The sequence below is a fragment of the Halomonas ramblicola genome (assembly GCF_030409215.1).
Lineage (GTDB): Bacteria > Pseudomonadota > Gammaproteobacteria > Pseudomonadales > Halomonadaceae > Halomonas > Halomonas ramblicola.
Window position 1 is genome coordinate 243220 of record NZ_JAUFPL010000028.1, and the last position, 24779, is coordinate 267998.

At 69.5% G+C, this 24779-nt stretch carries 25 protein-coding genes; 3 read left to right on the forward strand and 22 right to left on the reverse strand.

Annotation, left to right across the window (positions count from 1 at the left end):
• From murB to QWY80_RS12205, 9 genes are all read right to left on the reverse strand, one after another.
• Positions 1–970: UDP-N-acetylmuramate dehydrogenase (murB, locus tag QWY80_RS12165; RefSeq protein WP_290231828.1), on the reverse strand; the 970-nt coding region annotated here is incomplete at its 3' end.
• Positions 967–1443, reverse strand: a complete 477-nt coding sequence (locus QWY80_RS12170) for a low molecular weight protein-tyrosine-phosphatase (RefSeq protein ID WP_290231830.1) — start codon at positions 1441–1443, stop codon at positions 967–969. The genes murB and QWY80_RS12170, both read right to left, overlap by 4 nt.
• Entirely contained in the window at positions 1443–2234 is a 792-nt protein-coding gene (kdsB, locus tag QWY80_RS12175) for a 3-deoxy-manno-octulosonate cytidylyltransferase (RefSeq protein ID WP_290231832.1), read from the reverse strand. Before kdsB ends, QWY80_RS12170 begins: the two co-directional genes overlap by 1 nt.
• Positions 2234–2443, reverse strand: coding sequence for a Trm112 family protein (locus tag QWY80_RS12180; protein WP_290231834.1), 210 nt, complete (start codon positions 2441–2443; stop codon positions 2234–2236). Before QWY80_RS12180 ends, kdsB begins: the two co-directional genes overlap by 1 nt.
• Before the next feature lies 1 nt (position 2444).
• Positions 2445–3518, reverse strand: a complete 1074-nt coding sequence (gene lpxK / locus QWY80_RS12185; RefSeq protein ID WP_290231836.1) for a tetraacyldisaccharide 4'-kinase — start codon at positions 3516–3518, stop codon at positions 2445–2447.
• Positions 3515–5239 carry a lipid A export permease/ATP-binding protein MsbA gene (gene msbA / locus QWY80_RS12190; RefSeq protein WP_290232587.1) on the reverse strand — a complete coding sequence of 575 codons (1725 nt, stop codon included), beginning with the start codon at positions 5237–5239 and terminating at the stop codon, positions 3515–3517. Before msbA ends, lpxK begins: the two co-directional genes overlap by 4 nt.
• Positions 5240–5271: 32 nt before the next feature.
• Positions 5272–5694, reverse strand: coding sequence for an ExbD/TolR family protein (locus tag QWY80_RS12195; RefSeq protein WP_290231838.1), 423 nt, complete (start codon positions 5692–5694; stop codon positions 5272–5274).
• Positions 5691–6389, reverse strand: a complete 699-nt coding sequence (locus QWY80_RS12200; RefSeq protein WP_290231840.1) for a MotA/TolQ/ExbB proton channel family protein — start codon at positions 6387–6389, stop codon at positions 5691–5693. Before QWY80_RS12200 ends, QWY80_RS12195 begins: the two co-directional genes overlap by 4 nt.
• A 43-nt stretch (positions 6390–6432) precedes the next feature.
• Complete coding sequence (locus QWY80_RS12205; RefSeq protein WP_290231842.1) at positions 6433–8715, reverse strand: DNA internalization-related competence protein ComEC/Rec2; 2283 nt, start codon at positions 8713–8715, stop codon at positions 6433–6435.
• Positions 8716–8826: 111 nt separating this feature from the next.
• Between QWY80_RS12205 and QWY80_RS12210 the strand changes: the two genes are divergently transcribed.
• Entirely contained in the window at positions 8827–9354 is a 528-nt protein-coding gene (locus tag QWY80_RS12210; RefSeq protein ID WP_290231844.1) for a DUF2062 domain-containing protein, read from the forward strand.
• On the opposite strand, the gene QWY80_RS12215 is transcribed toward QWY80_RS12210, so the two are convergent.
• Positions 9351–10064 carry an ABC transporter ATP-binding protein gene (locus QWY80_RS12215; RefSeq protein ID WP_435389367.1) on the reverse strand — a complete coding sequence of 238 codons (714 nt, stop codon included), beginning with the start codon at positions 10062–10064 and terminating at the stop codon, positions 9351–9353. The two genes, QWY80_RS12210 and QWY80_RS12215, sit on opposite strands and share 4 nt — an antisense overlap.
• A 7-nt stretch (positions 10065–10071) precedes the next feature.
• Positions 10072–11313, reverse strand: a complete 1242-nt coding sequence (locus QWY80_RS12220; RefSeq protein WP_290231847.1) for a lipoprotein-releasing ABC transporter permease subunit — start codon at positions 11311–11313, stop codon at positions 10072–10074.
• Positions 11314–11502: 189 nt separating this feature from the next.
• On the opposite strand from QWY80_RS12220, the gene QWY80_RS12225 reads away from it, so the two are divergent.
• Positions 11503–12546: an agmatine deiminase family protein gene (locus QWY80_RS12225; protein WP_290231849.1), complete on the forward strand. Its 1044-nt coding sequence runs from the start codon at positions 11503–11505 to the stop codon at positions 12544–12546.
• An 89-nt stretch (positions 12547–12635) separates the two neighbouring features.
• Positions 12636–13538, forward strand: a complete 903-nt coding sequence (locus QWY80_RS12230; protein WP_290231851.1) for a carbon-nitrogen hydrolase — start codon at positions 12636–12638, stop codon at positions 13536–13538.
• Here the strand turns inward: QWY80_RS12230 and QWY80_RS12235 are convergent, their stop codons facing one another.
• From QWY80_RS12235 to gpt, 11 genes are all read right to left on the reverse strand, one after another.
• The gene (locus QWY80_RS12235) at positions 13539–14774 is read right to left on the reverse strand and encodes a uracil-xanthine permease family protein (protein WP_290231853.1); all 1236 of its coding nucleotides are present in this window, start codon (positions 14772–14774) and stop codon (positions 13539–13541) included.
• Positions 14775–14852: 78 nt separating this feature from the next.
• Entirely contained in the window at positions 14853–16496 is a 1644-nt protein-coding gene (locus QWY80_RS12240) for a glycerol-3-phosphate dehydrogenase/oxidase (protein WP_290231856.1), read from the reverse strand.
• Between the two features lie 131 nt (positions 16497–16627).
• Complete coding sequence (locus QWY80_RS12245; protein WP_290231858.1) at positions 16628–18367, reverse strand: ABC transporter substrate-binding protein; 1740 nt, start codon at positions 18365–18367, stop codon at positions 16628–16630.
• A gap of 85 nt (positions 18368–18452) precedes the next feature.
• Entirely contained in the window at positions 18453–18725 is a 273-nt protein-coding gene (locus QWY80_RS12250; protein WP_290231861.1) for a DUF2160 domain-containing protein, read from the reverse strand.
• Between the two features lie 13 nt (positions 18726–18738).
• Entirely contained in the window at positions 18739–19632 is an 894-nt protein-coding gene (locus QWY80_RS12255) for a carbohydrate ABC transporter permease (RefSeq protein ID WP_290231863.1), read from the reverse strand.
• 1 nt (position 19633) lies between these two features.
• Positions 19634–20518, reverse strand: a complete 885-nt coding sequence (locus QWY80_RS12260) for a carbohydrate ABC transporter permease (RefSeq protein ID WP_290231865.1) — start codon at positions 20516–20518, stop codon at positions 19634–19636.
• Entirely contained in the window at positions 20511–21611 is a 1101-nt protein-coding gene (locus QWY80_RS12265) for an ABC transporter ATP-binding protein (RefSeq protein WP_290231867.1), read from the reverse strand. Before QWY80_RS12265 ends, QWY80_RS12260 begins: the two co-directional genes overlap by 8 nt.
• 1 nt (position 21612) lies before the next feature.
• Positions 21613–22701 (reverse strand): ABC transporter ATP-binding protein, encoded by a 1089-nt coding sequence (locus tag QWY80_RS12270; protein WP_290231870.1) that lies wholly within the window; start codon positions 22699–22701, stop codon positions 21613–21615.
• A 279-nt stretch (positions 22702–22980) separates the two neighbouring features.
• Positions 22981–23610, reverse strand: a complete 630-nt coding sequence (upp, locus tag QWY80_RS12275; RefSeq protein ID WP_290231872.1) for a uracil phosphoribosyltransferase — start codon at positions 23608–23610, stop codon at positions 22981–22983.
• Entirely contained in the window at positions 23607–24296 is a 690-nt protein-coding gene (gene ung / locus QWY80_RS12280; protein WP_290231874.1) for a uracil-DNA glycosylase, read from the reverse strand. Before ung ends, upp begins: the two co-directional genes overlap by 4 nt.
• Positions 24297–24299: 3 nt before the next feature.
• A complete protein-coding gene (gene gpt / locus QWY80_RS12285; RefSeq protein WP_290231876.1) occupies positions 24300–24779 on the reverse strand; it encodes a xanthine phosphoribosyltransferase in 480 nt (159 codons plus the stop codon).

The window sequence follows — 24779 nt, forward strand, 5'->3', positions numbered from 1 at the left end:
GTTCACCCACCTCGCCGGCCACCCGCTCGGCGAAGGCCAGCAGTTCCCTGGCACTACCGCCGCCGTGGTGCACCAGCACCAGGGCCTGGCGGTCATGGACTCCGAAGTGTCCCTCGCGCCAGCCCTTGAGGCCACAGCGATCGATCAGCCAGCCGGCGGCGAGCTTGACCCGGCCGCCGGGCTGGGGGAAGTGTGGCATGTCCGGATGCGCGGCGAGCAGTCGCTCGGCCTGTCCGGCCGGGACCAGCGGATTCTTGAAGAAGCTCCCGGCATTACCCAGCGTCGCCGGGTCGGGCAGCTTCTCGCGCCGTATGGCGCACACCGCCTCGGCCACTTCCAGCGGGCTCGGGGCCTCGCCCAGCCGGCAGGCCAGGTCGCCATAGCCGAGCCGCGGCCGGGGCCGCCGGGAGAGCCGCATCGACAGCCGGGTGATGGCCACGCGGCCGTCCAGCTCGCCCTTGAAGACGCTGTCGCGGTAACCGAAGGCGCACTGCGCCGGTGTCATCCAGGCCTCGCGGCCATCATCCAGGTGCACCACCTGCAGCGCCTCCAGCACCTCGCAGAGTTCGACCCCGTAGGCGCCGATGTTCTGGATCGGTGCGGCGCCGCAGTGGCCGGGGATCAGCGCCAGGTTCTCGATGCCCCAGAGCCCGCGCCCGGCGAGCGCCATCACCAGGTCGTGCCATACCACCCCCGCCTCGACCTGGACGCGGACGATGTCGCCCCGCTCCTCCTCCAGCCACCAGCGCCGCAGGGCCGGCCGAACCACCAGGCCGGGCAGACGCTCGGGCAGGATCAGGTTGCTGCCGCCGCCCAGCAGGGTCAGCGGCCACGAGCGGCTATGGGCCAGGGCCAGCGCCTCCCGTAGCTCGGCCAGGCTCCCCGCTGCCGCAAAACGCTCGGCGACGCAGGGCAGGCCCAGGGTGTTGGACCGGCTCAGGTCGTGGTCGGCGCTCGGGACGAGGCTCAAGACGGGGGCTCCAGGCGGGCCTCGATCTCGGCCAGCAGCCCACGGGAAGCGGCCTCGATCAGATCGAGCACCCGTTCGAAACCGCCCTCGCCGCCGAAGTAGGGGTCGGGCACCGCCTCACCGGGGCGCTCGGCGAACTCGAGGAAGAGGCCGATACGGGCCTCGCAGCCCGCCGGACGCCGCCGCTCCAGCTCGGCCAGGTTGTCGTGGTCCATGGCCAGCAGGTAGTCGAAGCGCTCGAAGTCGGCATCGGCCAGCTGGCGGCCACGCAGGTCGGAGAGATCGAGGCCGCGCCGCGCCGCGGCCTCGCGGGCGCGGGGGTCCGGCGCCTCGCCGACGTGCCAGGGACCGACGCCGCAGGAGTCCACGCTGACCCGGCCAGCCAGGCCGCGCTCCTCGAGCAGGCGGCGGAAGACCCCCTCGGCAGTGGGCGAGCGGCAGATGTTGCCCAGGCAGACGAAGAGGACGCGCATCAGTCACCTCCTTGGGATGTCTCGTGGGCGAGCAGCGCCCGCACCCGGGCCAGGTCCTCGGCGGTATCGACCCCGGCAGGATGCGGCTCGCCGGCGAGCGCCACCTGGATGGCGTGGCCGTGGTGCAGGGCACGCAGCTGCTCGAGCTGCTCCAACTGCTCCAGGGGCGCCGGCGGCCAGCCGCGGTAGTCGGCCAGGAAGCTCGCCCGATAGGCGTAGAGGCCGATATGGCGCAGCCAGGCGTCGGCCTCCAGGCGCTCGGGGCGGGCACCACGGTCCCAGGCTTCCCTATGCCAGGGAAGGGGGGCCCGGGAGAAGTAGAGGGCACGACCCGATTCGGCCCGTACCACCTTCACCACGTTGGGGTTGAACAGCGTCGCCACCTCGGTGATCGGCTCGGCCAGGGTGGCGATGGAGGCACCGGGGTCATCGAAGAGTCGTTCGGCCACCTGGTCGATGAGCGACGCGGGAATCAGCGGTTCGTCGCCCTGGACGTTGACCAGCACGGCGGCGTCGGCGAGCCCCAGCCGCTCGGCCACCTCGGCCAGGCGGTCGGTCCCCGACGGGTGGTCGGCGCGGGTCATCACCACCTCGGCGCCCAGGGGGGCGAGCGCCGCCTCGATGCGTGCGTCGTCGGTGGCCACCACCACCCGGCTGGCGCGACTCGCGCTAGCGCGCCGCCAGACATGGGCCACCATGGGCTCACCGGCGATCTCCGCCAGGGGCTTGCCCGGCAGCCGCGAGGACGCGAAGCGCGCCGGGATCACCGCGATGAACTCGCCCGCGGCCATCAGGCCTCCCCCGTGCGTCCGGGCGACTCGCGAAGCTTCTCGTCGACGGACAGCGGCCGCGCCTCCTCCGGCAGCATCACCGGGATGTCGTCGCGGATCGGATAGGCCAGGCCGTCGTAGAGGCAGTGCAGCTCCCCGGCCTCGCGGTGGTACCTGAGCTTGCCCTTGCACAGCGGGCAGACCAGCATGGCCAGCAGCTCCTTGTCCATCTCATGCACCTCGCTCTTGGTGGCGAGCCGGGGTCTGCCCGACTCGCAGGGTCGTGTCGTTGTCGTCTCCCCGTGCGGCACCCGGCTCGGCCAGCCTGGCCTCCAGCCAGGCGACGAAGGCGGAGCCGGGTTCGGCGGTCACCTCCAGCACCCAGCTGGCGTCGGGGGCGAGCCCACGGCACTTGACGGCATCCTTGGCGGTCATCACCAGCGGCCGGGCGTCGCCGAAGTCGAGCTCCTCGGCCCGGTAGGCGTGGTGGTCGCCGAAGGAGTGTGGAATCGCCTCGACGCCGAGCCCGGCCAGGGTCTCGAAGAAGCGTGCCGGCCGGCCGATCCCGGCCACGGCGTGCACCGCGCCCGCGAAGGGCGGCGGATCGAGTGGCCGGCGCTCGCCGTCGCCCAGGCGTCGCCAGGCCGACGGCACCAGGCGCATCGTGAAGGCGCCCGGCGGCACCTCGAAGGCCGCCTCGCCGTTGACCAGCACGGCATCCACCGAGCCGAGCCGGGTAAGCGGCTCGCGCAGCGGACCCGCCGGCAGGCAGCGGCCGTTGCCGAAACCGCGCGCGCCGTCCACCACTACCAGCTCCAGGTCGCGGGCCAGCGCCAGGTGTTGGAGGCCGTCGTCGGCCACCAGGATATCGCAGCCCTCCTCCAGCAGTCGCCGGGCCCCGCGGGGCCGGTCGGGATCCACCACTACCGGCACGCCGGTCTGGTCGGCCAGCATGCGCGGCTCGTCGCCGCAGGCCGCGACCGGCGTCCGCGCGGTGACCCGCAGCGGATAACGTTCGCCACGCCCGCCATAGCCGCGCGAGAGGATGCCCGGCCGCCGGCCGCGCTCCTCCAGAAAGCGTACCAGCCAGGCCACCAACGGCGACTTGCCGGTGCCGCCCAGGGTCAGGTTGCCGACCACGATCACCGGCACGGGGGCACGCCAGACCGCCCGGCGACCGCTGGCGTAGGCCGCCGTGCGGCGCGCCACGCCCCGGCGATAGAGCGCCTCCAGGGGGCGCAGCAGCCGCAGCCAGGCAGCGCCGCGGTAGGCGGCGGCCAACCAGCGCTCGCCGGCCCCGCTCATGCCGGGTCGGCCTCCTGGAACTGCAGGCGGTGGAGGGCCGCATAGGCACCGTCCCGGGCGAGCAGCGCGGCATGGCTGCCCTGCTCGATGATCTCGCCCTGTTCCATCACCAGGATACGATCGGCACGCTCGATGGTGGAGAGCCGGTGGGCGATCACCAGGGTGGTGCGCCCCTTGCAGACCTCCTCCAGGGCGGCCTGGATATGGCGCTCCGACTCGGTGTCCAGCGCCGAGGTGGCCTCGTCGAGGATCAGCAGCGGCGCGTCCTTGAAGATGGCCCGGGCGATGGCCAGGCGCTGGCGCTGGCCGCCGGAGAGCATCACCCCGTTGTCGCCCACCACCGTCGCATAGCCGTCGGGCAGGCGCTCGATGAATTCATGGGCATGGGCGGCGCGGGCCGCCGCCTCGATGGCCGCGGGGTCGGCATCGGGCACGCCGTAGGCGATATTGTCGGCGATGCTGGCATTGAACAGGGTCACCTGCTGGGACACCAGGGCGATCTGGCGGCGCAGCGGTGCCAGCCGGTAGTCGTCCAGGGGCACGTCGTCGATCAGCACCCGTCCGGCGGTGGGCCGGTAGAAGCGCGGCAGCAACCCCACCAGGGTCGACTTGCCGCTGCCCGAGCGGCCGACGATGGCGACCATCTCGCCCTCCGCCACCCTGAGGTCGATGCCCCTGAGCACCTCGGGCTGCCCCTCGCCGTAGGCGAAGCGCACGCCCTCGAAGGCCACCCGCCCCGACAGCCGTCCGGGGTCACGGGTGCCTTCGTCGGGCTCCGCCGGCCTCTCCAGCAGCCCGAACAGCTCGGACGCCGCGGCCAGGCCCTTCTGGATCTCGCTGTTGATCTCGGTGAGCTGGCGGACCGGCTTGGCCATCAGCGAGGCGGCGGTGATGAAGGCCACGAACTCCCCGGGGGTCATGTCGGCCATCAGCGCCGGCGACATGGCCAGCCATACCAGCACCGCCAGGGCGACGGCCACCAGCAGCTGGATCACCGGGGTGCTGACCGCCTTGGTCAACGCCTCCTTCATGCTCTGCTGACGGTTGTACTCGCTGGCGGCGGCGAAACGCGCCTTCTCGTAGCCCTCGGCGCCATGGGTGCGCACCACCCGGTAGCCGGAAAGCGCCTCGGAGGCGACGTGGGTGACCTCGCCCATGGAGGCCTGGATGCGCCCGGAGATGCGCCGGAAACGCTTGCTGGCATAACTCACCACGCCAGCGATCAGCGGGGTCACCGTCAGGAACAGCAGGGTCAGCATCCAGTTGGTCCACAGCAGGTAGGTCACCAGGCCGATGACGAAGAGCCCCTCGCGCAACAGGATGGTCAACGCCTTGGTGGCGGCCCCGGTGACCTGCTCCACGTGATAGGTGACCCGCGAGATCAGGTGGCCGCTGGAGTGGTTGTCGAAGAAGCGCCCCGGCAGGTGCAGCATGTGGTTGAAGACGTCGCAGCGCAGGGCGTGGACCACGTTGCGTGCCACGTCGCTCATGAAGTAGGTGCCGAGGAAGGTGCCCAGGCCGCGGGCGGCGAACATGCCGATCACGAACATCGGCAGGAACACCCGGAAGGCGGTATCGGGCTCCTGGATGCCGTCGATCAGCCGTTTCATCATCTCGGCCAGGGCGGTACTGGAGGCGGCGTAGATGGCATAGCCGACGATGGCCAGGGCGAAGGCGCGCCAGTGAGGGCGCACGTAGCCCAGCAATCGCTTGTAGAGCATCCAGCCCGATTGTTGGGAAGTCCCGATGGGAATCACGGCGTCTCCGCTTGCGTGGATGAAGTCTCGGTGGTGGCGATGCGCACCCGCTGGATGCCCAGCAGGCCGGCCTGGTCGAGCGCGCGCACCACCGCGGCGTGGCGGGCGCGGGCATCGGCCTCCACCACCAGGCCGTGCTCGCGGGCCTGCTCCGCCTCGGCGGCCAGCGCCTCGGGCAGCGCACGGGCGGTCAGCTCTCGCTCGCCGAGGCGGTAATCACCCTCGGCGTCGACCACCAGGGTCACCGGCGAGGGTTCGGCGGCGACCCCGCTGACGCTCTCCGGCAGCGTGAGTTCCAGGGCCTGGCGGGTCTCGAAGGTGGTGGAGACCATGAAGAAGATCAACAGCAGGAACACCACGTCGATCAGCGGGGTGAGGTTCACCTCCACGGGATCACGCCGGGTACGCGGGAACCTCACGGCCGTTTCACCTCGGGGGCGAGACGACCGTCGGCCTCGAGCCGCTCGGTGTCCCGGGGATCTTCCTGCTGGTCGGCCAGCCGCAGGTCGCCACCGTAATGGGCGAGGAACTCCACCACCTGGCCGGCCTGCTCCTCCATGCGCACGGTGATATCCTCCACCCGCCGCAGGAAGTAGCGATGGAACATCAGCGCCGGAATGGCCACGGTGAGGCCCGCCGCCGTGGTCACCAGGGCGCGGGAGATGCCGCCGGCCAGATCGGCGGTGCGGCTCGCCCCGTCGCCGGAGACGATCACCGAGAACACCTCGATCATGCCCACCACGGTGCCCAGCAGGCCGATCAGCGGGGCGATGGCGGCGATGGTGCCCAGCGGGCTCAGGAAGCGCTCCATGTCATGGATCACCGCGGTGGCGGCCTCCTGCAAGCGTGCCCTCACCTGTTCGTGACCGAGCCGGGTGTTGCGCAGGCCGGCGGCCAGCACACCGCCCAGCGGCGAGTGACTCTCCAGCCAGTAGAGGTTGACCTGCCCCCGGGAGATCAGGGTGCACACCTCCTGGCCGAGGCCGCGCGGGGCGATACGGCCGGCGCGCAGAGTCCACAGGCGCTCAATGATGATCACCGTGGCCAGCAGCGAGCAGCCGAGCAGCGGCAGCATCAACCAGCCCCCGGCGATCAGGGCCTCCATCATGTCCATGCGCTTCCCCTCGAAAGATGCCCGTCATCGGTCCAGCCTGTCGTCACGGCGATTCTAACGCAAGGCAGTCGGCTCCGACACCGGCCCGCCGCCAGGCCGGCGGCCGTGCGACCCGCGGCGGCGCCCCGCCGCCCAGGGTGAAGGTCAGCGCCCCGTCCAGGGCGGTGCTCCACTGGCAGGCCCCCGCCCGGCGGAAGCGCCTCACCACGCCGGCGTCGGGATGGCCGAAGGGGTTGTGGCGTCCCGCGCTGTAGACCACATGGCGCGGCGCCAGTGCCCTCACCAGCTGGGGGCCCGAGCTGGTGGCACTGCCGTGGTGGCCGGCCAGCAGCAGGGTGACCGGCCCCCCGGTCTCCAGCAGCAGCGCCCGCTCCACCCGTCGGCCGACATCGCCGGTGATCAGCAGGCGGTGCCCGCCGACACTCGCCTCCAGCACGCAGGCGCGGTCGTTGCCGGAAAGGCCCGCGACGTCCGGCGGCGGCCACAGCAAACGGAAGCGTACCCCGCCGCGCCGCCAGGTGCGACCGGCCCGACACGGCTCGGCGGCCACCCCGGGCACCTCGCCGGGCGGTGCCAGGAAGCGCCCCACCCGATGCGTCTCGCGCAGCGCCGACACCCCACCGGCGTGGTCGGCATCGTCATGGCTGACGATCACCGCGTCGAAACGCTGGCCGGGCGGCCACAGGGTCTCCAGGGGCGTGAAGCCCGAAGCGAAGCGCGGCCCGGTGTCGTAGAGGAGGCGATAGCCGGCGCTGCGCAGCTCCACCAGCTGGCCCTGGCCCACGTCGTGGATACGCACCCGCAGCTCGCCGGCGGCCGGGGTGTCCGGCAGCGGATTCAGGGGGACCAGCGCCAGCAGCAGCGTGGCGAGCGTGCGGAGTCGGCCATCGAGTCCCGGCAGGGCCCAGAGCAACGCCGCCAGGCCCAGCGTGAGGGCGAGGGGCGTGACCCGCTCGGGGTCGGGAATCCACAGCGGCAGCCAGGTCACCGCCCCTTCCAGCAGGGCCGCCAGGGCCTCGCCGAGCCGGCCGAAGAGCCACCAGCAGAGCGTCCCGAACGGCGGCAGCGGCGCGAGCAGCCAGCCCAGCAATCCCAGGGGCACCAGCAGACTGCTGACCAACGGGACCGCCAGCAGGTTGACCAGGGGAGCGGCCGGTGCCAGGCGGGCGAAGGCCAGCAGCACGGCGGCGGCCATCAGCGGCGCCAGCAGCAACTGGCTGCGCCCCAGGGCCCACAGCCAGCCGCCCGGGCCGCGCGGTCTCGGTCGCCCCTGCCAGATCAGGACCAGCAGCGCCACCGCGACGAAGGAGAGCCACAGGCCCGGCCGCCAGGCGCTGCGGGGATCGCCCAGCAGCACCAGGGCGAGCGCCAGCCACCAGCCCTGCCAGGGTCCGGGCGCGTGGCGACCGCTGGCTACCCAGAGTCCTACCAGGGTCATGATCAGGGCGCGCAGGGCCGGCGGCTCGAGGCCGGCCAGGCCGGCATAGCCCGTCGCCGCCAGGCCCGCCAGCCACCAGGGCCAGACCGCCAGGCGCCAGCGTCCGGGGCTGACCAGGCGTGCGGCGCCGCGGCCCAGCAGTAGGGCGAAGGCGGCCACCAGCCCCACGTGGAGCCCCGAGATCACCATCAGGTGGGTGGTACCGCTGGCGTTGAGCAGGTCCCAGTCGTCGGCGGTCAGGCGCTCCCCGGCGCCCAGGGTCAGCGCCGCCAGCCAGCGGCCCGTCCGTGGCGGCAGGTCGCGGCTGTCCAGGTACTCCAGCGCCAGCTGCCGCGGCGACGACGGAGCAGCCGCGAGGCGTCGCGGCGCAGGATCGTGCCGCACATAGCCGGTCGCCTGGATGCCCTCCCGCCACAGCCAGGCACGGTAGTCGAAGGTGCCGGGGTTGGCGAGCCCCGCCGGCGGACGCAGACGCACGGCGAACGCCCAGCGCTCGCCGGCGCGCATGGGCGGGGCCTGGTAGGCATTGACGCGGATCCGCTCCAGACGGTCGCAGGGCCGGCGCCCCTCCACCAGCGGGCGGCAGCGCTCGACCTCCAGGGTCAGACGCGTCAGGCGCCCTCCCGGAGAGACCGTCACCAGTCGCCCCTCCACGGCCAGGTCCTGGCCCAGCAGGCCGTCGGGCAGCTCGGCCCCCCGGGCCAGCAGCAGGCTCGCCGCCACCCAGGCAATGACCGCGACCAGCCCCGCCGCCCATGCACGGCGCTGGGCCAGCGCGGCCAGCAAGGCCAGTCCCAGGCCTTCCCACAGGCCCGGGGGCGGATCGGCGCCCAGCCCCACGCCGGCCAGTACGGCGAGGGCCAGGGGAAGGGCCAGGCCAGGCGGCATTCCCTTGCTCCAGGTTGGGCCGGCGTTCACAGGTCATGAACGCCGTGTCATGGCGACGACGAAGCCTTGTATGGATAATAGTCGCCATCCCGATGCCGCGAGCCCGATGACATGCCGCGCCGCCTGCTCCAGCGCTACATGCCCCACCCCGAGACCCTGCGGCGCCAGCGCTCGCTGCGTTTCATGGGCCACCTGATCGGCAATCCGGCCCTCTGGGTGCTGGGCCGGCGCAGCGTCGCCAACGCCTTCTCCGTGGGCCTGTTCAGCGCCATGCTGCCGATTCCCTTCCAGATGGCGGTGGCGGCCCTGGGGGCCTGGGTCGTGCGTTGCAACCTGCCCCTCTCGGTGGCCCTGGTGTGGATCACCAACCCGCTGACCATGCCGCTGATCTTCTACGGCAACTACCGGCTCGGTGCCTGGCTGATGGACATCCCGGCGCGCGAGGCCCCGCAGCGACTCACCACGCGCTGGGTAGCGGAGAAGATGAGCGACATCCTCCCCGCCCTGGCGCTGGGCTCGGTGGCGACCGCAGTGATCCTGGCGATCCTCGGCAACCTGTTGATCCGGCTACTGTGGCGCTGGCAGGTATCGCGTAGCTGGAAGGCGCGGCGGCGGCGTCGCCGCGGCGAGGACGACTAGTCCGCGGCCAGACGCCCCTCGTCGAGGCGCAATACGCGATCCTGGTGGGTGGCCACCGCCGGGTCGTGGGTGACGATGACGAAGGCACAGGCGGTGGTGCGCGCCAGCTCGTCCATCAACGCCAGGATGTTGGCCGCGGTGTGCTGGTCCAGGTTGCCGGTGGGCTCGTCCATCAGCACCAGGCTGGGGTCGGTGACCAGCGCCCGGGCGATGGCCACCCGTTGGCGCTCGCCACCGGAGAGTTCACCGGGCTTGTGGTCGGCGCGTGCCGCCATGCCTACCTTCCCCAGCAGCTCGCGGGCCCGCGCCTCGGCCGCCGCCTTGCGCAGGCCGCGCACGATCAGCGGCAGGGCGGCATTCTCCAGCGCCGTGAACTCCGCCAGCAGGTGGTGGAACTGGTAGACGAAGCCGATATGGCGGTTGCGGAAGCGTCCCAGGGCGGCCTCGCCCAGGTTCAGTAGCGACTCGCCGGCGATGCGCACCTCGCCGCGGCTGGGGCGATCGAGCCCGCCCAGCAGGTTGAGCAGGGTGGTCTTGCCCGAGCCGGAGCTGCCGACGATGGCCACCCGCTCGCCGGCCCGCACCTCCAGGGACAGGCCGTCGAGCACGGTGAGGTCCTGGGGACCCTCGCGATAGGTGCGGGTCAGGTCGATGCAGGCCAGCATCGGGTCCCCGGTGCGCGGGGTGGTCTCCTGGCGAGTCGCTTGCATGCTTGCCTCACTCATAGCGCAGTACCTCGGCCGGCTGCACGCGCGCCGCGCGCCAGGCGGGATAGAGGGTCGACAGGAAGGTCAGGCCCAGGGCGGCGGCGACGATATTGCGCACGTCCTCCCAGTGGAGCCGCGAGGGCAGGTTGCTGATGAAATAGACGCCGGCGTCGAGGAACTGGATGCCGAACGCCGTCTCCACCCAGTCGATGAGATCGGCGATGGTCAGCGCCAGCAGCACCCCGAGCCCCACCCCCACCAGGATGCCGATCACCCCGATGGCCAGCCCCTGGACCACGAAGATGCCCATGATGGACCGCGGCGTGGCGCCGATGGTGCGCAGGATGGCGATGTCGGCGTGCTTGTCGGTGACCACCATCACCAGGGTGGAGACGATGTTGAAGGCCGCCACGGCGATGATCACGGTGAGCAGCAGCGCGATCATGCGCTTCTCCATCTGGATCGCCTGGAAGAGGTTGCCATGGGAGTATGTCCAGTCGTAGCCGCGGTAGTTCGGCCCCAGCTCGTTGACGATGGCACGGGTCTCGGCGCCGGCGGCGAAGAGGTCGTCGAGCTCCAGGCGCAGCCCTCCCACGGCGTCGCCCAGGCGCGCCAGGGTCTGCATGTCCTCGATGTTGGCGTAGGCCAGGGCCGCATCCAGGTCGGCGCCCACGCTGAAGACGCCGCTGACCGTGAAACGCTTGAGCCGCGGGAAGACTCCGGCCGGGGTAATGGAGGCCTCGGGCACCAGCAGGGTCACCCGATCGCCGACCCCGACCCCCAGGCGACGCGCCAGGATCGAGCCCAGCACGATGTTCCACTCGCCGGGCTCGAGGTCGTCCAGGCTACCCTCCTGCATGTGCTCGCCGATGATCGACACGCGGTCCTCCCACTCGGGGTGGATGCCATTGACCATGGCCCCCTCGTTGCGGCCGCCCACCGAGAACATGCCCTGCTGCTCCACGTAGGGCGCCGCGCCGATCACCCGTTCGCGCTCCATGAGCTGCTCGGCCAGCGGCTGCCACTCCTCCATGCCGCTGCGCGACTCGATCTTGGCATGGGGCACCATGCCGAGGATGCGGGTGCGCAGCTCGTGGTCGAAGCCGTTCATCACCGAGAGCACCAGGATCAACACCGCCACGCCGAGCATCAGGCCCAGCATGGAGGTCAGGGAGATGAAGGAGATGAAGTGGTTGCGGCGCTTGGCGCGCACGTAGCGCAACCCGATCAGAAAAGGCAGACGGTCGAGCATGTTGGCGTTCCTTGTCAGCGGGCGCCCATGGTACGGCTTTTTGCCGGGCTCTGCACCGGGCCGCGACACACTTCCACACCCCTTGCATCTTGGTGTCGGCGGCCCTAAATTGCGCTTCCTTGCGCCATCGTCGCCGCTTCGGCCACGCTGGCGAGGAGACACCCCTGTCCCGGACTCGACGAGGGCCCCATGCCCAGACGCCTGCTTCCTGAATGGCACCCCCAGGATGCCGTACAACTGACCTGGCCCGGCCCGGAGAGCGACTGGGCGCCGATGCTCGAGCGCATCGAGGCCACCCTGGAGACCATGGTAGTGGCCATCGCCCGCTATCAGGCGGTACTGGTCAGCGTGCCCGACCCCGCCACCCGCCGCCACCTGACCACGCGCTTCGCCCACCTCGGGGTCCCCACCGAGCGCCTGCACCTGGTGGTGGCCGGGGCCGACGATACCTGGGCCCGCGACCATGGCCCGCTGGCGGTGGAGCATGCCGATGGCCTCAGGCTGCACGACTATGTCTTCACCGGCTGGGGCGGCAAGTTCCCCGCCCCGCGGGACAATACCCTGACCCGGCGGCTGGCCGCGGCCGGTGCCTACGCCTGCCCCGTCCGCGAGCGCGACCTGGTGCTCGAGGGTGGGGCCATCGAGAGCGACGGCGAGGGCACCCTGCTCACCACCGAGGCGTGCCTGCTCAACCCCAACCGCAACCCGGGCCTCGACCGTCGGGCGATGGAGGAGCGCCTGCACGAGGAGTTCGGGGTCACCCGGGTGCTGTGGCTTGCCAGCGGGCACCTGGAAGGCGACGACACCGACAGCCACGTGGACACCCTGGCGCGCTTCTGCGATCCGGGCACCATCGCTTACGTGCGCTGCGACGACGAGGCCGACCCCCACTACCCGGCGTTGGCCGCCATGGAGGCGGAACTCAGGGCCCTGCGACGGGCCGACGGCGAGCCCTACCGGCTGATACCCCTGCCCTGGCCGCGTCCCTGCCGCGCCCCCGAGGACGGCCATCGGCTGCCGGCCACCTATGCCAATTTCCTGATCATCAACGGCGCCGTGCTGGCCCCGATCTACGGCGATGCCGCCGACGCCCGGGCGCTGGCCGCCCTGGCCGAGGCCTTCCCGGATCGCGACATCGTGCCCATCGACTGCCGCAGCGTGATCCGCCAGCATGGCAGTCTGCACTGCCTGACCATGCAACTGCCCCAGGGCAGCCTGGCTTCGTCCAACTGAGCGAGAAGCGCCGGGGAAAAGTCGAAGAGGTAGTCGTAGGCTTTTCGCCGGAACAGCCTCGAGCATTGAACATTCGAGGAGACTTCATCATGTCCCGACACCTTAAGGTCGGCCTGGTCCAGCAGCCCGCCTGGCCCGACAAGGCCCGCAGCCTGGCCGAGAGCGAGGCCGGCATCCGCGAGCTGGCCGATGCCGGCGCCGAGCTGGTGCTGCTGCAGGAACTGCACGCCACCCACTACTTCTGCCAGTACGAGGACACCGAGCTGTTCGACCTGGCCGAGCCCCTCGACGGCCCCACCGGCCAGCGGCTCGCCGCCCTGGCCGCCGAACTCGACATCGTGCTGGTGGGCTCGCTGTTCGAGCGCCGGGCCGCCGGCCTCTACCACAATACCGCCGTGGTCTACGACAAGCGGCAGGGCGCGGTGGGTCACTACCGCAAGATGCACATCCCCGACGATCCGGGCTTCTACGAGAAGTTCTACTTCACCCCGGGCGATGCCGACGACGGTCGCGGCCAGGGCTTCGTGCCCATCGACACCTCGGTGGGCCGGCTCGGCGTGCTGGTGTGCTGGGACCAGTGGTACCCGGAGGGGGCGCGGCTGATGGCCCTGGCCGGGGCGGAGTTGCTGTTCTACCCCACCGCCATCGGCTGGCACCCACCGGACGACGACGCCGAGAAGAGCCGCCAGAGGGACGCCTGGACGCTGATCCAGCGCAGCCACGCCGTGGCCAACGGCCTGCCAGTGGTGGTCGCCAACCGGGTCGGCCACGAACCGGATCACTCCGGCGTGAGCCCCGGCATCGATTTCTGGGGCGGCAGCTTCATCGCCGGGCCCCAAGGAGAGTTGCTGGCCCACGCCGGGGCCCAGGCCGAGCGGCTGCTGGTGACCCTGGACATGGAGCGCGGCGAGGAGGTGCGGCGCATCTGGCCGTACCTAAGAGACCGCCGCATCGACGCCTACGGTGACCTGACCCGCCGCTACCGGGATTGATTACTCCTCCTCGGCACCGGGCAGCACCGCGTTGAGGAGGATGCCCACCAGGGCGGCCAGGCTCACCCCCTGCAGGGTAAACTGGCCGCCGCCCACCTGCATGCCGCCGATGCCGAACACCAGGATCAGCGAGATCACCACCAGGTTGCGCGGTGCGGTCAGGGAGTGGCCGGCGCGCACCAGGGTGTTCATGCCCACCACGGCGATGGAGCCGAACAGCAGGGTCATGATGCCGCCCATCACCGGGCCGGGAATGGTCTGCAGCAGGGCGCCGAGCTTGGCCACGAAGGCCAGGCCCACGGCGAAGCCCGCGGCCACCAGCATGATGCGCGGATCGAAGGCGCGGGTCAGGGTCACCGCCCCGGTGACCTCGGAGTAGGTGGTGTTGGGCGGGCCGCCGAACAGCGCCGCCGTGGAGGTGGCCAGGCCGTCGCCCAGCAGGGTGCGGTGCAGCCCGGGTCTCTCCAGGTAGTTGGTGCGCGTCACCGAGCCGATGGCGATCATGTCGCCGATGTGCTCCACCGCCGGGGCGATGGCCACCGGGATCATGAACAGGATCGCCGCCCAGTGAAAGCTCGGCGCGGTGAACTCGGGGATAGCCAGCCAGGCCGCCTCACGCACCGGGGTGAAGTCCACCAGGCCCATCAGCAGCGCCAGGGCATAGCCGCTGGCGATACCGCCCATGATCGGGATCAGGCGCGCGATGCCGCGGCCGAACACCGCCAGCACCAGGGTCACCAGCAGGCTGGCCATGGAGAGGAAGAGCGCCGCACCATAGCCGATGTGCTCGCTGGTCTCGCCGGTGGCCATGTCCACCGCCACCGGAGCCAGCGCCAGGCCGATCACCATGATCACCGGCCCCACCACCACCGGCGGCAGCAGGCGATGCAGCCAGGCGGTTCCCTTGAGGCGCACCGCCTGGGAGATCGCCACGTAGACGAGGCCCGCGACCAGCAGGCCGCCCAGGGTGGCCGGTATGCCGAAGCTGGCCACCGAGCCCTGGATGGGGGCGATGAAGGCGAACGACGAGGCCAGGAAGACCGGCACCGTCACCCGGGTCACGGCGTGGAACACCAGGGTCCCCAGGCCGGCGGTGAACAGCGCCACGCTGGGGTCGAGGCCGGTGAGCAGCGGCACCAGCACCAGGGCGCCGAAGGCCACGAAGAGCATCTGGACTCCGGTGAGCAGGGTGCGAGGCAGGGAGTCGGTGGGCAGCGCCGCCGCGGTGTCGGTCATCACAAGGCTCCAGGCAGGTGAAGGAGGGACGGATCGCGCGGCATTCTAGCAGCCCCGCCATGCACGCACGACGGCGGGCTAGCCGCCCTCCTCCACCCTCTTCTCACGCCGCGCCTCCGGCGCTCCCTCCAGGTACTCGGCGAGGCGCCGCTCGGCCGCCTCGCCGAACAGGATCTCGCAGGCCTCGCGCAGCCCCGGCGAACGCCGGATCGTCTCCTCCGGCACCACCAGCGAGACCTTGGAGCGGCGGCGCAGGAAGTCCTCGAGCCGGGTGACCATCTCGCGACGCCGCGCCTGTTCCAGCTCCACGCGCAGGTACTCGGTGCCCTCGATCAGCACCTCGGCCTGGCGCTCGTCCTGGCGGATCGTCTCCAGCATCTCGATGGCCTGGGCCCCGTAGCGTCGCCACAGGCGCTGGCTGAGGGGCTCCGAGGCGTGTTCGTCGGTCAGCGCATCGAGGTCCATCAGCCTAGCCTGGTGCAGGAAGGCCTCGCGCACCGAGGCGTCCGGCTCGCCGTACCAGCGTTGCCCGGGATAGGGCACCTCGATGCCCAGGCCCTGCACCGCCTCGACGACCTCCTCGCCGACGTTGAGGCAGTCGGTGAGCTTGCCGCCGAAGATGCTCAGGTGGGCCCGCGCGCGATCCAGATCGATGGCATGCTTGCGCGACAGGTTGAGGAAGTCGCGGTCGTCGCCCCCGGAGGGCCTCACCGCCAGTGGTCGCACGCCGCAGCGGGTGGCGATGATGTCGCCCTCGTCCAGCGGCTTCGACAGCGCCAGGCGCTTGTTGATGTTGTCGAGCACGAAGCGGATGTCCTCCTCCGTGGCCTCGACCTCCGGCGCCTCTACCCGGGTGTCGGTGGTGCCGATGCAGGTCCGCGGTCCCATGGGGATCACGAAGAACAGCCGACCATCGTCGGCGAAGAAGGCCAGTACCCGCCGGCTCGCGGTGAGCCGCGGCACGATCAGGTGGATGCCCTTGGAGAAGACGTGGTGGTGCTCGGTGGACTGCCCGCAGCGCCGGTTGAGCGTGTCGACCCAGGGGCCGGCGGCGTTGATCAGCACCCGGGAGCGGATCGCGAAGGTCGCTCCCGTCATGACGTCCCGGGCACGGGTGACCCAGCCCCCCTCCTCCCGCCGCGCCTCGAGGCACTCCACGTAGTTGGCGGCCACGGTGCCGAAGTCCAGGGCGCCGCGCACGAAATTGAAGACGAAGCGGGCATCGTTGTCGTGGAGGTAGGCATCGGAATACTCGAAGCCGCCGACCGCCGAGTCGACGTCGATGATCGGCTCGCGGGCCTTGAGGGCGGCGGGCCTCAGGTAGTGCGGGGGGCGCGTGAAGGCATTGCCCATCAGCCAGTAGAGCCAGGTGCCGGCCCAGGGCACCAGCGGATGGTGGCGGAAGCCACGGTTGATGGTGGTGAGGAAGCGGATCTCCTGTACCGAGGAGGGATAGCTCTTGATCAGATGATTGCGGCTGCGGCACAGCTTGCGTACCAGGGCGAAGTCGCCGCTCTCCATGTACTTGATGCCGCCCCACACCAGGTTGGAGGAGTGCATGCTGGTGCTGCCGGCGAAGTCCCCCCTGTCGACGAGCGCCACGCCGACGCCCTTGCCGCTCAGGGCGGCGGCCGCTGCGGCGCCGTTGATGCCCCCGCCGATCACCAGCACGTCGAAGCGGCGCTCGGGAAGCTTGCGCAGGTTGTTCTCTCTGAGTTGCATCTCTTGCCCTTCCTAGAAGCAAAGAACCCCGCTCGGCGCCAACCGAGCGGGGCCTGGGTCCCGTTCGGGCAGCCGGTCACAGCCTTGTGGACGCTCCCGGTCGGGCCGGGAGCCGGCGGCGACGCGCCGCCTCAGCGTGTGCCGGCCGCCATCCACGCCTCCATCATCTCGTCGTAGGGCACGGTCTCGCCCTGCGGTCGCTCGTCGTCGAGCTTGGCCTTGGGCGAGCCCGGCTCGTCGAGCCACTCCTGGGGATCCCGTTCCTCGTTGAGGTTGGGCGCATAGACCTCGAAGACCCCGGCCCGCGCCAGGCGCGCCATGACGCTGTCCAGGTCGCCGGCCAGGTTGTCGAGCGCCTCCTGAGGCGAGATCTCGCCGCTGACCGCCGGGGCCAGGTTCTGCCACCACAGCGGCGCCATGCGGGGGTAGTCGGGCACGTTGGTGGAGGACGGCGTCCAGTTGGACTCGTTGGGGCTGCGGTAGAACTCCACCAGGCCGCCCAGCCGGGGCGCCATCTCGGTCATCTGCTCGGAGAAGATGTCCGACTCGCGGATCGGCGTCAGGCCGGCCATCAGCTTCTCCAGCGACACCGTCTTGGACACGGTGAACTGGGCAAACAGCCAGGCGGCGGTGCGACGATCCTCCGGCGTGGAATCGAAGAAGGTCCAGGAACCCACGTCCTGGTAGCCCACCTTCATGCCCTCCTCCCAGTAGGGGCCGGCGGGCGACGGGGCCATGCGCCACTTGGGCGTGCCGTCCTCCTCGGTGACCGGCAGGCCGGGATCGGTCATGTCGGCGGTGAAGGCGGTGTACCAGAAGATCTGCTGGGCGACGTTGCCCTGGGCGGGCACCGGGCCGGCCTCGCCGAAGGTCATGCCCTGGGCCTCGGGTGGCGCGTACTTGTCGAGCCACTCGACCATCTTGGTCACCGCATAGACCGAGGCCGGCGAGTTGGTGGCCCCGCCGCGGCTGACGCTGGCGCCCACCGGCTCGCTGGCCTCGTTGACGCGGATGCCCCAGTCGTCCACCGGGTTGCCGAAGGGCACGCCGGGGCTGCCCATGCCGGCCATGGAGAGCCAGGAGTCGTGGAAGCGCCAACCCAGCGAGGGATCGCGGCGGCCGTAGTCCATGTGGCCGTAGACCGTCTCGCCATCGATCTCGCCGACGTGCTCGGTAAAGAATTCGGCGATGTCCTCGTAGGCGGTCCAGTTGGTGGGCACGCCCAGGTCGTAGCCGTAGATGTCGCGGAACTGCTCCTGGAGGTCCTCGCGCTGGAACCAGTCGTAGCGGAACCAGTAGAGATTGGCGAACTGCTGGTCGGGCAGCTGGTAGAGGCTGCCGTCCGGCCCGGTGCCGTACTGCAGGCCGATGAAGTCGTCCAGGTCGAGGGTCGGCAGCGTATAGTCGGCCCACTCGTTGTCCATCGCCTCGCTGAGGTTGATGGTGGTGCCGTAGCGGATGTGGGTACCGATGGCATCGGAGTCGTTGACGTAGGCGTCGTAGATGTTGCGCCCCGACTGCATCTGGGTCTGCATGTTGTTGACCACGTCGCCCTCACCGATGATGTTGTGGGTCACCTCGATGCCGGTGAGCTCGGTGAAGGCCTCGGCCAGCACGTCGCGCTCGTAGATGTGGGTGGTCAGGCCCTCGGCGACGGTGCTGATCTCCATGTCGCGAAACGGCTCGGCGGCCCTGGCGAACCACAGCAACTCCTCGATCTGCTCCTCCCGGGAGAGCGTGGAGTCCTGGAAGTGTTCGTCCACCAACCGCTCGGCGATGGCCCGGGCGTCGTGCTCGTCGGCGTGCAGCGCGCCGCTGGCCAGCAGCACGCCGGCGGCGATGAGGGAGAGTCGCGTTGTTGTCGGTTTCATGATGACCTCTCGGATGGTGAAGGTTCGTCCCTGAACGTTCCGTCCAGGGGGTGGAAACGCCGCCCAAATCGGCAGTGTTTCCCTGTCAGCCCCAGCGCAGCAGGATCCCGAGCCACAGGATCGAGATGCCCAGGGCAAGCCAGAGGTTGAGCGGCGTGAAGCCCAGTACCGCCAGGTGGATGTAGGCCGCGGAGAGCAGCCCGATGAACAGCCGGTCGCCGCGGGTAGTGGCGATCGGCAGGAAGCCCTTGCGCTCCACCGTCGGGGAGGCGAGCTCCCAGGCGGTCATGCCCAGCAGGATGGCGGCGATGGCCGCGAAGAAGACCGCCGTGGGCGTGGTCCAGACCATCCATTCCATGACGCTTTCCTCCTCAGGTGCGGCCCAGGGCGAAACCCTTGGCGATGTGGTTGCGCACGAAGTAGACGACGATGATGCCGGGCAGGATGGTGAGCACCCCCGCCGCCGACAGCGTCCCCCAGTCGATGCCCGAGGCGCCCTTGGTCTGGGTCATCACCGAGCCGATGGGCTGGGCGCCGGTGGAGGTGAGCGTGCTGGCCAGCAGCAACTCCACCCAGGAGAACATGAACAGGAAGAACAGGGTCACGCCGATGCCGGAGCTGATCATCGGAATGAAGATCTTCACGAAGAAGCGCGGGAAGCTGTAGCCGTCGATGAAGGCGGTCTCGTCGATCTCCTTGGGCACCCCGCTCATGAAGCCCTCGAGGATCCATACCGCCAGCGGGATGTTGAACAGGCAGTGGGCCAGCGCCACGGCCACGTGGGTGTCGAACAGCCCGACGGTGTAGTAGAGCTGGAAATAGGGCAGCAGGAAGACCGCCGGGGGCGCCATCAGGTTGGTCAGCAACCAGAAGAACAGGTGCTTGTCGCCGATGAAGCGATAGCGGCTGAAAGCGTAGGCCGCGGGTAGCGCCACGCTGATGCTGATCAGCATGTTCATCACCACGTAGGCGATGGAGTTGACGTAGCCCATGTACCAGCTCGAGTCGGTCAGGATCCTGGTGTAGTGCTCCAGGGTGAAGTCCTGGGGCCACAGCGTCAGGGCGCCGAGGATCTCGCTGTTGGACTGGAAGGACATGTTGAGCAGCCAGTAGATCGGCAGCAACACGAAGAGGATGTAGGCGGCCATCAGCCCCCGGCGTCGCCACTGGCGGGACACGGGACGCGCCTCGCGACGGCGCCTGGCATCGGCCGCGGCGGCCTGCTTGCGCACCGCATCCGGCGTGGTGGGCATCGATCTGGTCATGTCAGGCCCCCTTGTTCTGCTTGTCTTTCTGGAGATTCATGATGGCGGTGTAGAAGATCCAGCACACCAGCAGGATGATCAGGAAGTAGATGATCGAGAACGCCGCCGAGGGGCCCAGGTCCTGCTGGCCGATGGCCATGGTGGTCAGGGTCTGGCTGAGGAAGGTGGTCGAGCTGCCCGGCCCGCCGCCGGTGAGCACGAAGGGCTCGGCATAGATCATGAAGGAGTGCATGAAGCGCAGCAGCACGCCGATGACCAGCACGTTGGTGAGCTTGGGCAGCTGAATGTAGCGGAACACCGCCCACCTGGATGCCCGATCGATGCGCGCCGCCTGGTAGTAGGCATCGGGGATGGCGCGCAGGCCGCTGTAGCAGAGCAGCGCAATGAGTGGCGTCCAGTGCCAGACGTCCATCAGGATGATGGTGCCCCAGGCATCGGCGGCGCTGCGGGTGATGTTGTAGCCGTAGCCCAGCTCGCGCAGCCCCCAGCCCATCAGGCCGATGTCGCCACGGGTGAAGATCTGCCAGATGCTGCCCACCACGTTCCAGGGGATCAGCAACGGCATGGTCACCAGGATGAGCACCGCCGAGGCCTGCCAGCCCTTCCGGGGCATGAGCAGGGCGATGCTGATGCCCAGCGGCACCTCAATGGCCAGCACCGTCAGCGAGAAGGCGAACTGACGCAGCAGGGCCGCCTGCAGCGCCGGGTCGTTGAGGGTCTCGCGGAACCACTCGGTGCCGGTGAAGAAGCGGGTATGGGCGTCGAAGACGTCCTGTACCGAGTAGTTCACCACCGTCATCAGCGGGATGATGGCGGAGAAGGCCACCAGCAGCAGCATGGGCAGGATCAACCACCAGGCCCGGTTGTTGTAGAGCTTGTCATTCATGGGGAATCTCCACACGGAACTCGTCGACATAGAGGCCGAGCCGCTCGACCGGGAAGCGCAGCCAGGCCCTCTCCTCCGGCAGCGGCTCGTCCTCCTCGACCCTGGCCTTGAGGGCAATCTCGCCCAGCCTGAGCTGGACGATGGCGTAGGTGCCCAGGTCCTGGACGTCCTCCACCCGGGCCTCCATGGCGTCCTCCACCGGCGCGGGGTGCACCTCGACGAACTCGGGGCGGATGCCCAGCTTGAGGTTGGTGGAGCGGGCCTCGGCCACGGCCCGGTGCACGGCGGGCGCCACGCTGAGCGACACCGCGCCCGACACCACGCGACCGTCGCGGAGGGCGACCTCCAGGAAGTTCATGCCGGGACTGCCGATGAAGTAGCCGACGAAGGTGTGGTTGGGGGCCTCGAACAACTCCCGGGGGGTGCCGAACTGGACCACCTGCCCCTCGTACATCACCGCGATCTTGTCGGCGAAGGTGGAGGCCTCGAGCTGATCATGGGTCACGTAGACCATGGTGATGTTGAAGCGCCGGTGGATCTCCTTGAGCTTGCGGCGCAGCTTCCACTTGAGCTGGGGGTCGATGACGGTGAGCGGCTCATCGAAGAGGATCGCCGAGACGTCGTCGCGCACCAGGCCACGGCCCATGGAGACCTTCTGCTTCTCGTCGGCGGTGAGGTTCTTGGCCTTGCGCTTGAGCTGGGCGGTGAGCTCGAGGACGTCGGCGACCTCCAGGACGCGCTCGTGGACCCTGCCGGCCGGGGTGCCGACGTTGCGCAGGGGGAAGGCCAGGTTGTCATAGACGGTCATGGTGTCGTAGACCACCGGGAACTGGAACACCTGGGCGATGTTGCGTGCCTCGGGGGGCAGCGAATTGACCCGCTCGCCGTCGAACAGTACCTCGCCGCTGGAGGGCTCCAGCAGCCCCGAGATGATGTTGAGCAGGGTCGACTTGCCGCAGCCGGAGGGGCCCAGCAGCGCATAGGCGCCGCCCTGCTGCCAGACGTGGTCCATCTCGCGGATGGCGTAGTCCCCGGGGGAGGTCGGCTGCGGCAGGTAGGAGTGGGCCAGGCCCTTCAACGTGATCTCGGCCATGTCATGCCCTCCCCGCGTGGCTGGGAATGTGGACCACCGCACCCGCACGGTCGAAGGCATAGACCTTGTGGGTGGGGATGTAGAGGGTGATCGCCTGGCCGGGGTCGAACTCGTGGACCCCCTCCAGGTGCACGGTGAGGTGGAACAGCTCGCTGGCCACGTGCAGGAAGGTCTCGGAGCCGCTGATCTCGGCCATCTCGACGGTCATGCGTACCTCGATATCGTCCTCGGCGCGCGGCGCCAGGGAGACATGGGCGGGACGCACCCCGAAGCGATACTCCCCCGGCGCCAGGCGCCGCAGGTCGTCGTTGAGCGGGAAGTGCATCCGGCGGTCGAAGGTCACCTCCGAGCCCGAGACGATGCCGCGCAGGATATTGATGGGCGGCTCGGAGAACATCTCCGCGGCAAGGATGTCCCGGGGACGGTGATAGACGTCCTCGGTGCGCCCGTACTGCAGCAGGCGTCCCTCGTGGAGTACCGCGGTATGGCCGCCCAGGGCCAGGGCCTCGGCGGGCTCGGTGGTGGCGTAGACGGCGATGCAGTGGCGTTTGCTGAACAGTGCCCGCAGCTCCTCGCGGAATTCCTCGCGCAGCTTGTAGTCGAGGTTCACCAGCGGCTCGTCGAAGAGCACGATGTCGGCATCCTTGACCAGCGCCCGCCCCATGGCGGTGCGCTGCTGCTGGCCGCCGGACAGCTCCAGGGGCAGGCGGTCGAGCAGATGTTCGATATGCAACATTTCTGCGGTCTGGCGGACCCGGCGGTCGATCTCCGCGGCGGAGACCCTGGCCAGCTTGAGCGGCGAGGCGATGTTGTCGTAGACGCTGAGCGCGGGGTAATTGATGAACTGCTGATAGACCATCGACACGTTGCGGTGGCGTACCGACACCCCGGTGACGTCCTGGCCGTTCATCAGCACGCGCCCGCGGGTCGGGGTGTCCAGCCCCGCCATCAGGCGCATCAGGGTCGTCTTCCCGGCCAGGGTCCGTCCCAGCAGGACGTTGAAGGAACCGGGCTGGAGTTCCAGGTTCACGTCCGTGATGTGGGACTCGCCACCGACCTTCAGGTCGATGTTTTCCAGGATCAATGACATGACGAATCTCGATTGTTCGTTGTTGGTGCACGACGATCGAAGCCGACGCCTAGCTACCTTAGAACAGACGCGGTTTATTGACACGCGTGTTCATTAACGAAAATTCGAGACTCCGCCCCATGGCACCACAATAACTATTCAAGCCTTTGTTTTATAAACAATTTATTCGATATTATACTTTAGGCGCAGGAAAGGCGGCGATGACGGAAGGCGAAAAGCAGGCGGCCCCATGCTCACCTCTGAACATGGAGCCGTGGATCACGAGGGAGCCGGTGTGGCTCAGCGGGTACCGAAGATCTTGTCGCCGGCATCGCCCAGGCCGGGCACGATGTAGCCGTTCTCGTCGAGGTGGTCGTCCACGGACGCGGTATAGATCTCGATGTCGGGATAGGCCTCCTGGACGCGCTTGAGGCCCTCGGGGGCGGCCACCAGCACGATCACCTTCATGTGCTGGCAACCACGCTCGCGCAGCATGTCCAGGGTCGCGACCATGGTCCCGCCGGTGGCCAGCATGGGATCGATGACGATGGCTTGGCGCTCGTCGAGGTCGTTCGCGAACTTGGCGAAATAGGGCACCGGCTCCAGGGTCTCCTCGTCGCGGTAGAGCCCCACCACGCTGACCCGTGCGCTGGGAATCAGGTCGGTGACGCCATCGAGCATGCCCAGGCCGGCGCGCAGGATGGGCACGATGGTGACCTTCTTGCCCTTGAGCAGCTGCACCGGGATCGGCTCGCCGCTCCAGCCGTCGATCGCCTGGGTCTCGAGTTCCAGGTCCTGGGTCGCCTCGTAGGTGAGCAGCTTGGCCAGCTCGCCGGCCAGTTCGCGGAAACTCTTGGTGCTGATGCCGGCTTCACGCATCAGGCCCAGCTTGTGCTGGACCAGGGGGTGCCGGATGGCGTGGACGCTCATGGTGACCTCTCGGGTAGCTGCCAGTCGATGGGCTCGCGGCCCTGCTCCGCCAGGAAGGCGTTGGCCCGCGAGAAGTGGTGATTGCCGAAGAAGCCGCGGTGGGCGGAGAGCGGAGAGGGGTGCGGCGACTCCAGCACCAGGTGCCGGGAGGTGTCGACCAGCGCCTTCTTCTGCCGGGCATGGCTGCCCCACAGCAGGAACACCGCGGGGCCGGCGTGGGCGTTGACGGTCTGGATGGCACGATCGGTGAAGGTTTCCCAGCCCTGGCCGCGGTGGGAACCGGCATTGCCCTGCTCCACCGTCAGCGAGGTGTTGAGCAGCAGCACCCCCTGGCGCGCCCAGTGCTCCAGGCAGCCGTGGTTCACCGGGCGGAAGCCCACGTCGGCCTCGAGCTCCTTGTAGATGTTGACCAGCGATGGCGGGATACGCACCCCGGGACGTACCGAGAAGCACAGCCCATGGGCCTGGCCGGGGCCGTGGTAGGGATCCTGGCCGAGGATCACCACCTTGACCGCGTCCAGGGGCGTCAGCTCGAAGGCTCGGAACCACTGCGAGGAGTGCGGGTAGATGACCTTCCGGGCGGCCTTCTCGCTGGCCAGGAAGTCGCGCAGCGCCTGCATGTAGGGGGCCTGGAACTCGGCACCCAGCCACTGCTGCCAGCTGTCGGGTAGCGGACCACCAGCCATGGCTCAGCGCCTGACCTGGTCGGCCAGGGGCTCCACGTAGGCCACGCCCATGTCCCAGGGGAACTGGATCCAGCAGTCCTGGGCCACCTCGGTGAGGTACTGGTCGACCAGCGGCTTGCCCTCGGGCTTGGCATAGACGGTGACGAAGTGTGCCCGGGGCAGCATCTCGCGCACCGCACGGGCGGTCTTGCCGGTGTCCACCAGGTCGTCGACCAGCAGCCAGCCGCCGCCGTCGTGGTCGACGCCCTTCATCACGTCGAGCCCGCCCTGCTCCATGTGGTCGTAGCTCTTGATGCAGACGGTGTCGATCAGCCGCACGTTGAGCTCCCGGGCGATCAGGGCGGCGGGAATCAGCCCGCCGCGGGTGATGGCGACGATGCCCTTGAAGTCGCGCTCGATCAGGCGCTGGCAGAGCTCGCGCACGTCGCGGTGCAGCTGGTCCCAGGAGACGGTGAAGTGCTGGTGGTAACGGGTGCTGCTCAT

What these genes read in the sequence shown, in the direction of transcription:
- QWY80_RS12170 (WP_290231830.1), bottom strand. Translation starts at nt 1,443, where the DNA reads ATGCGCGTCCTCTTCGTCTGCCTGGGCAACATCTGCCGCTCGCCCACT.
- kdsB (WP_290231832.1), bottom strand. Translation starts at nt 2,234, where the DNA reads ATGGCCGCGGGCGAGTTCATCGCGGTGATCCCGGCGCGCTTCGCGTCC.
- QWY80_RS12180 (WP_290231834.1), bottom strand. Translation starts at nt 2,443, where the DNA reads ATGGACAAGGAGCTGCTGGCCATGCTGGTCTGCCCGCTGTGCAAGGGC.
- lpxK (WP_290231836.1), bottom strand. Translation starts at nt 3,518, where the DNA reads ATGAGCGGGGCCGGCGAGCGCTGGTTGGCCGCCGCCTACCGCGGCGCT.
- msbA (WP_290232587.1), bottom strand. Translation starts at nt 5,239, where the DNA reads ATGCTCTACAAGCGATTGCTGGGCTACGTGCGCCCTCACTGGCGCGCC.
- QWY80_RS12200 (WP_290231840.1), bottom strand. Translation starts at nt 6,389, where the DNA reads ATGGACATGATGGAGGCCCTGATCGCCGGGGGCTGGTTGATGCTGCCG.
- QWY80_RS12205 (WP_290231842.1), bottom strand. Translation starts at nt 8,715, where the DNA reads ATGCCGCCTGGCCTGGCCCTTCCCCTGGCCCTCGCCGTACTGGCCGGC.
- QWY80_RS12210 (WP_290231844.1), top strand. Translation starts at nt 8,827, where the DNA reads ATGCCGCGCCGCCTGCTCCAGCGCTACATGCCCCACCCCGAGACCCTG.
- QWY80_RS12215 (WP_435389367.1), bottom strand. Translation starts at nt 10,064, where the DNA reads ATGCAAGCGACTCGCCAGGAGACCACCCCGCGCACCGGGGACCCGATG.
- QWY80_RS12220 (WP_290231847.1), bottom strand. Translation starts at nt 11,313, where the DNA reads ATGCTCGACCGTCTGCCTTTTCTGATCGGGTTGCGCTACGTGCGCGCC.
- QWY80_RS12225 (WP_290231849.1), top strand. Translation starts at nt 11,503, where the DNA reads ATGCCCAGACGCCTGCTTCCTGAATGGCACCCCCAGGATGCCGTACAA.
- QWY80_RS12230 (WP_290231851.1), top strand. Translation starts at nt 12,636, where the DNA reads ATGTCCCGACACCTTAAGGTCGGCCTGGTCCAGCAGCCCGCCTGGCCC.
- QWY80_RS12235 (WP_290231853.1), bottom strand. Translation starts at nt 14,774, where the DNA reads ATGACCGACACCGCGGCGGCGCTGCCCACCGACTCCCTGCCTCGCACC.
- QWY80_RS12240 (WP_290231856.1), bottom strand. Translation starts at nt 16,496, where the DNA reads ATGCAACTCAGAGAGAACAACCTGCGCAAGCTTCCCGAGCGCCGCTTC.
- QWY80_RS12245 (WP_290231858.1), bottom strand. Translation starts at nt 18,367, where the DNA reads ATGAAACCGACAACAACGCGACTCTCCCTCATCGCCGCCGGCGTGCTG.
- QWY80_RS12250 (WP_290231861.1), bottom strand. Translation starts at nt 18,725, where the DNA reads ATGGAATGGATGGTCTGGACCACGCCCACGGCGGTCTTCTTCGCGGCC.
- QWY80_RS12255 (WP_290231863.1), bottom strand. Translation starts at nt 19,632, where the DNA reads ATGACCAGATCGATGCCCACCACGCCGGATGCGGTGCGCAAGCAGGCC.
- QWY80_RS12260 (WP_290231865.1), bottom strand. Translation starts at nt 20,518, where the DNA reads ATGAATGACAAGCTCTACAACAACCGGGCCTGGTGGTTGATCCTGCCC.
- QWY80_RS12265 (WP_290231867.1), bottom strand. Translation starts at nt 21,611, where the DNA reads ATGGCCGAGATCACGTTGAAGGGCCTGGCCCACTCCTACCTGCCGCAG.
- QWY80_RS12270 (WP_290231870.1), bottom strand. Translation starts at nt 22,701, where the DNA reads ATGTCATTGATCCTGGAAAACATCGACCTGAAGGTCGGTGGCGAGTCC.
- upp (WP_290231872.1), bottom strand. Translation starts at nt 23,610, where the DNA reads ATGAGCGTCCACGCCATCCGGCACCCCCTGGTCCAGCACAAGCTGGGC.
- ung (WP_290231874.1), bottom strand. Translation starts at nt 24,296, where the DNA reads ATGGCTGGTGGTCCGCTACCCGACAGCTGGCAGCAGTGGCTGGGTGCC.
- gpt (WP_290231876.1), bottom strand. Translation starts at nt 24,779, where the DNA reads ATGAGCAGCACCCGTTACCACCAGCACTTCACCGTCTCCTGGGACCAG.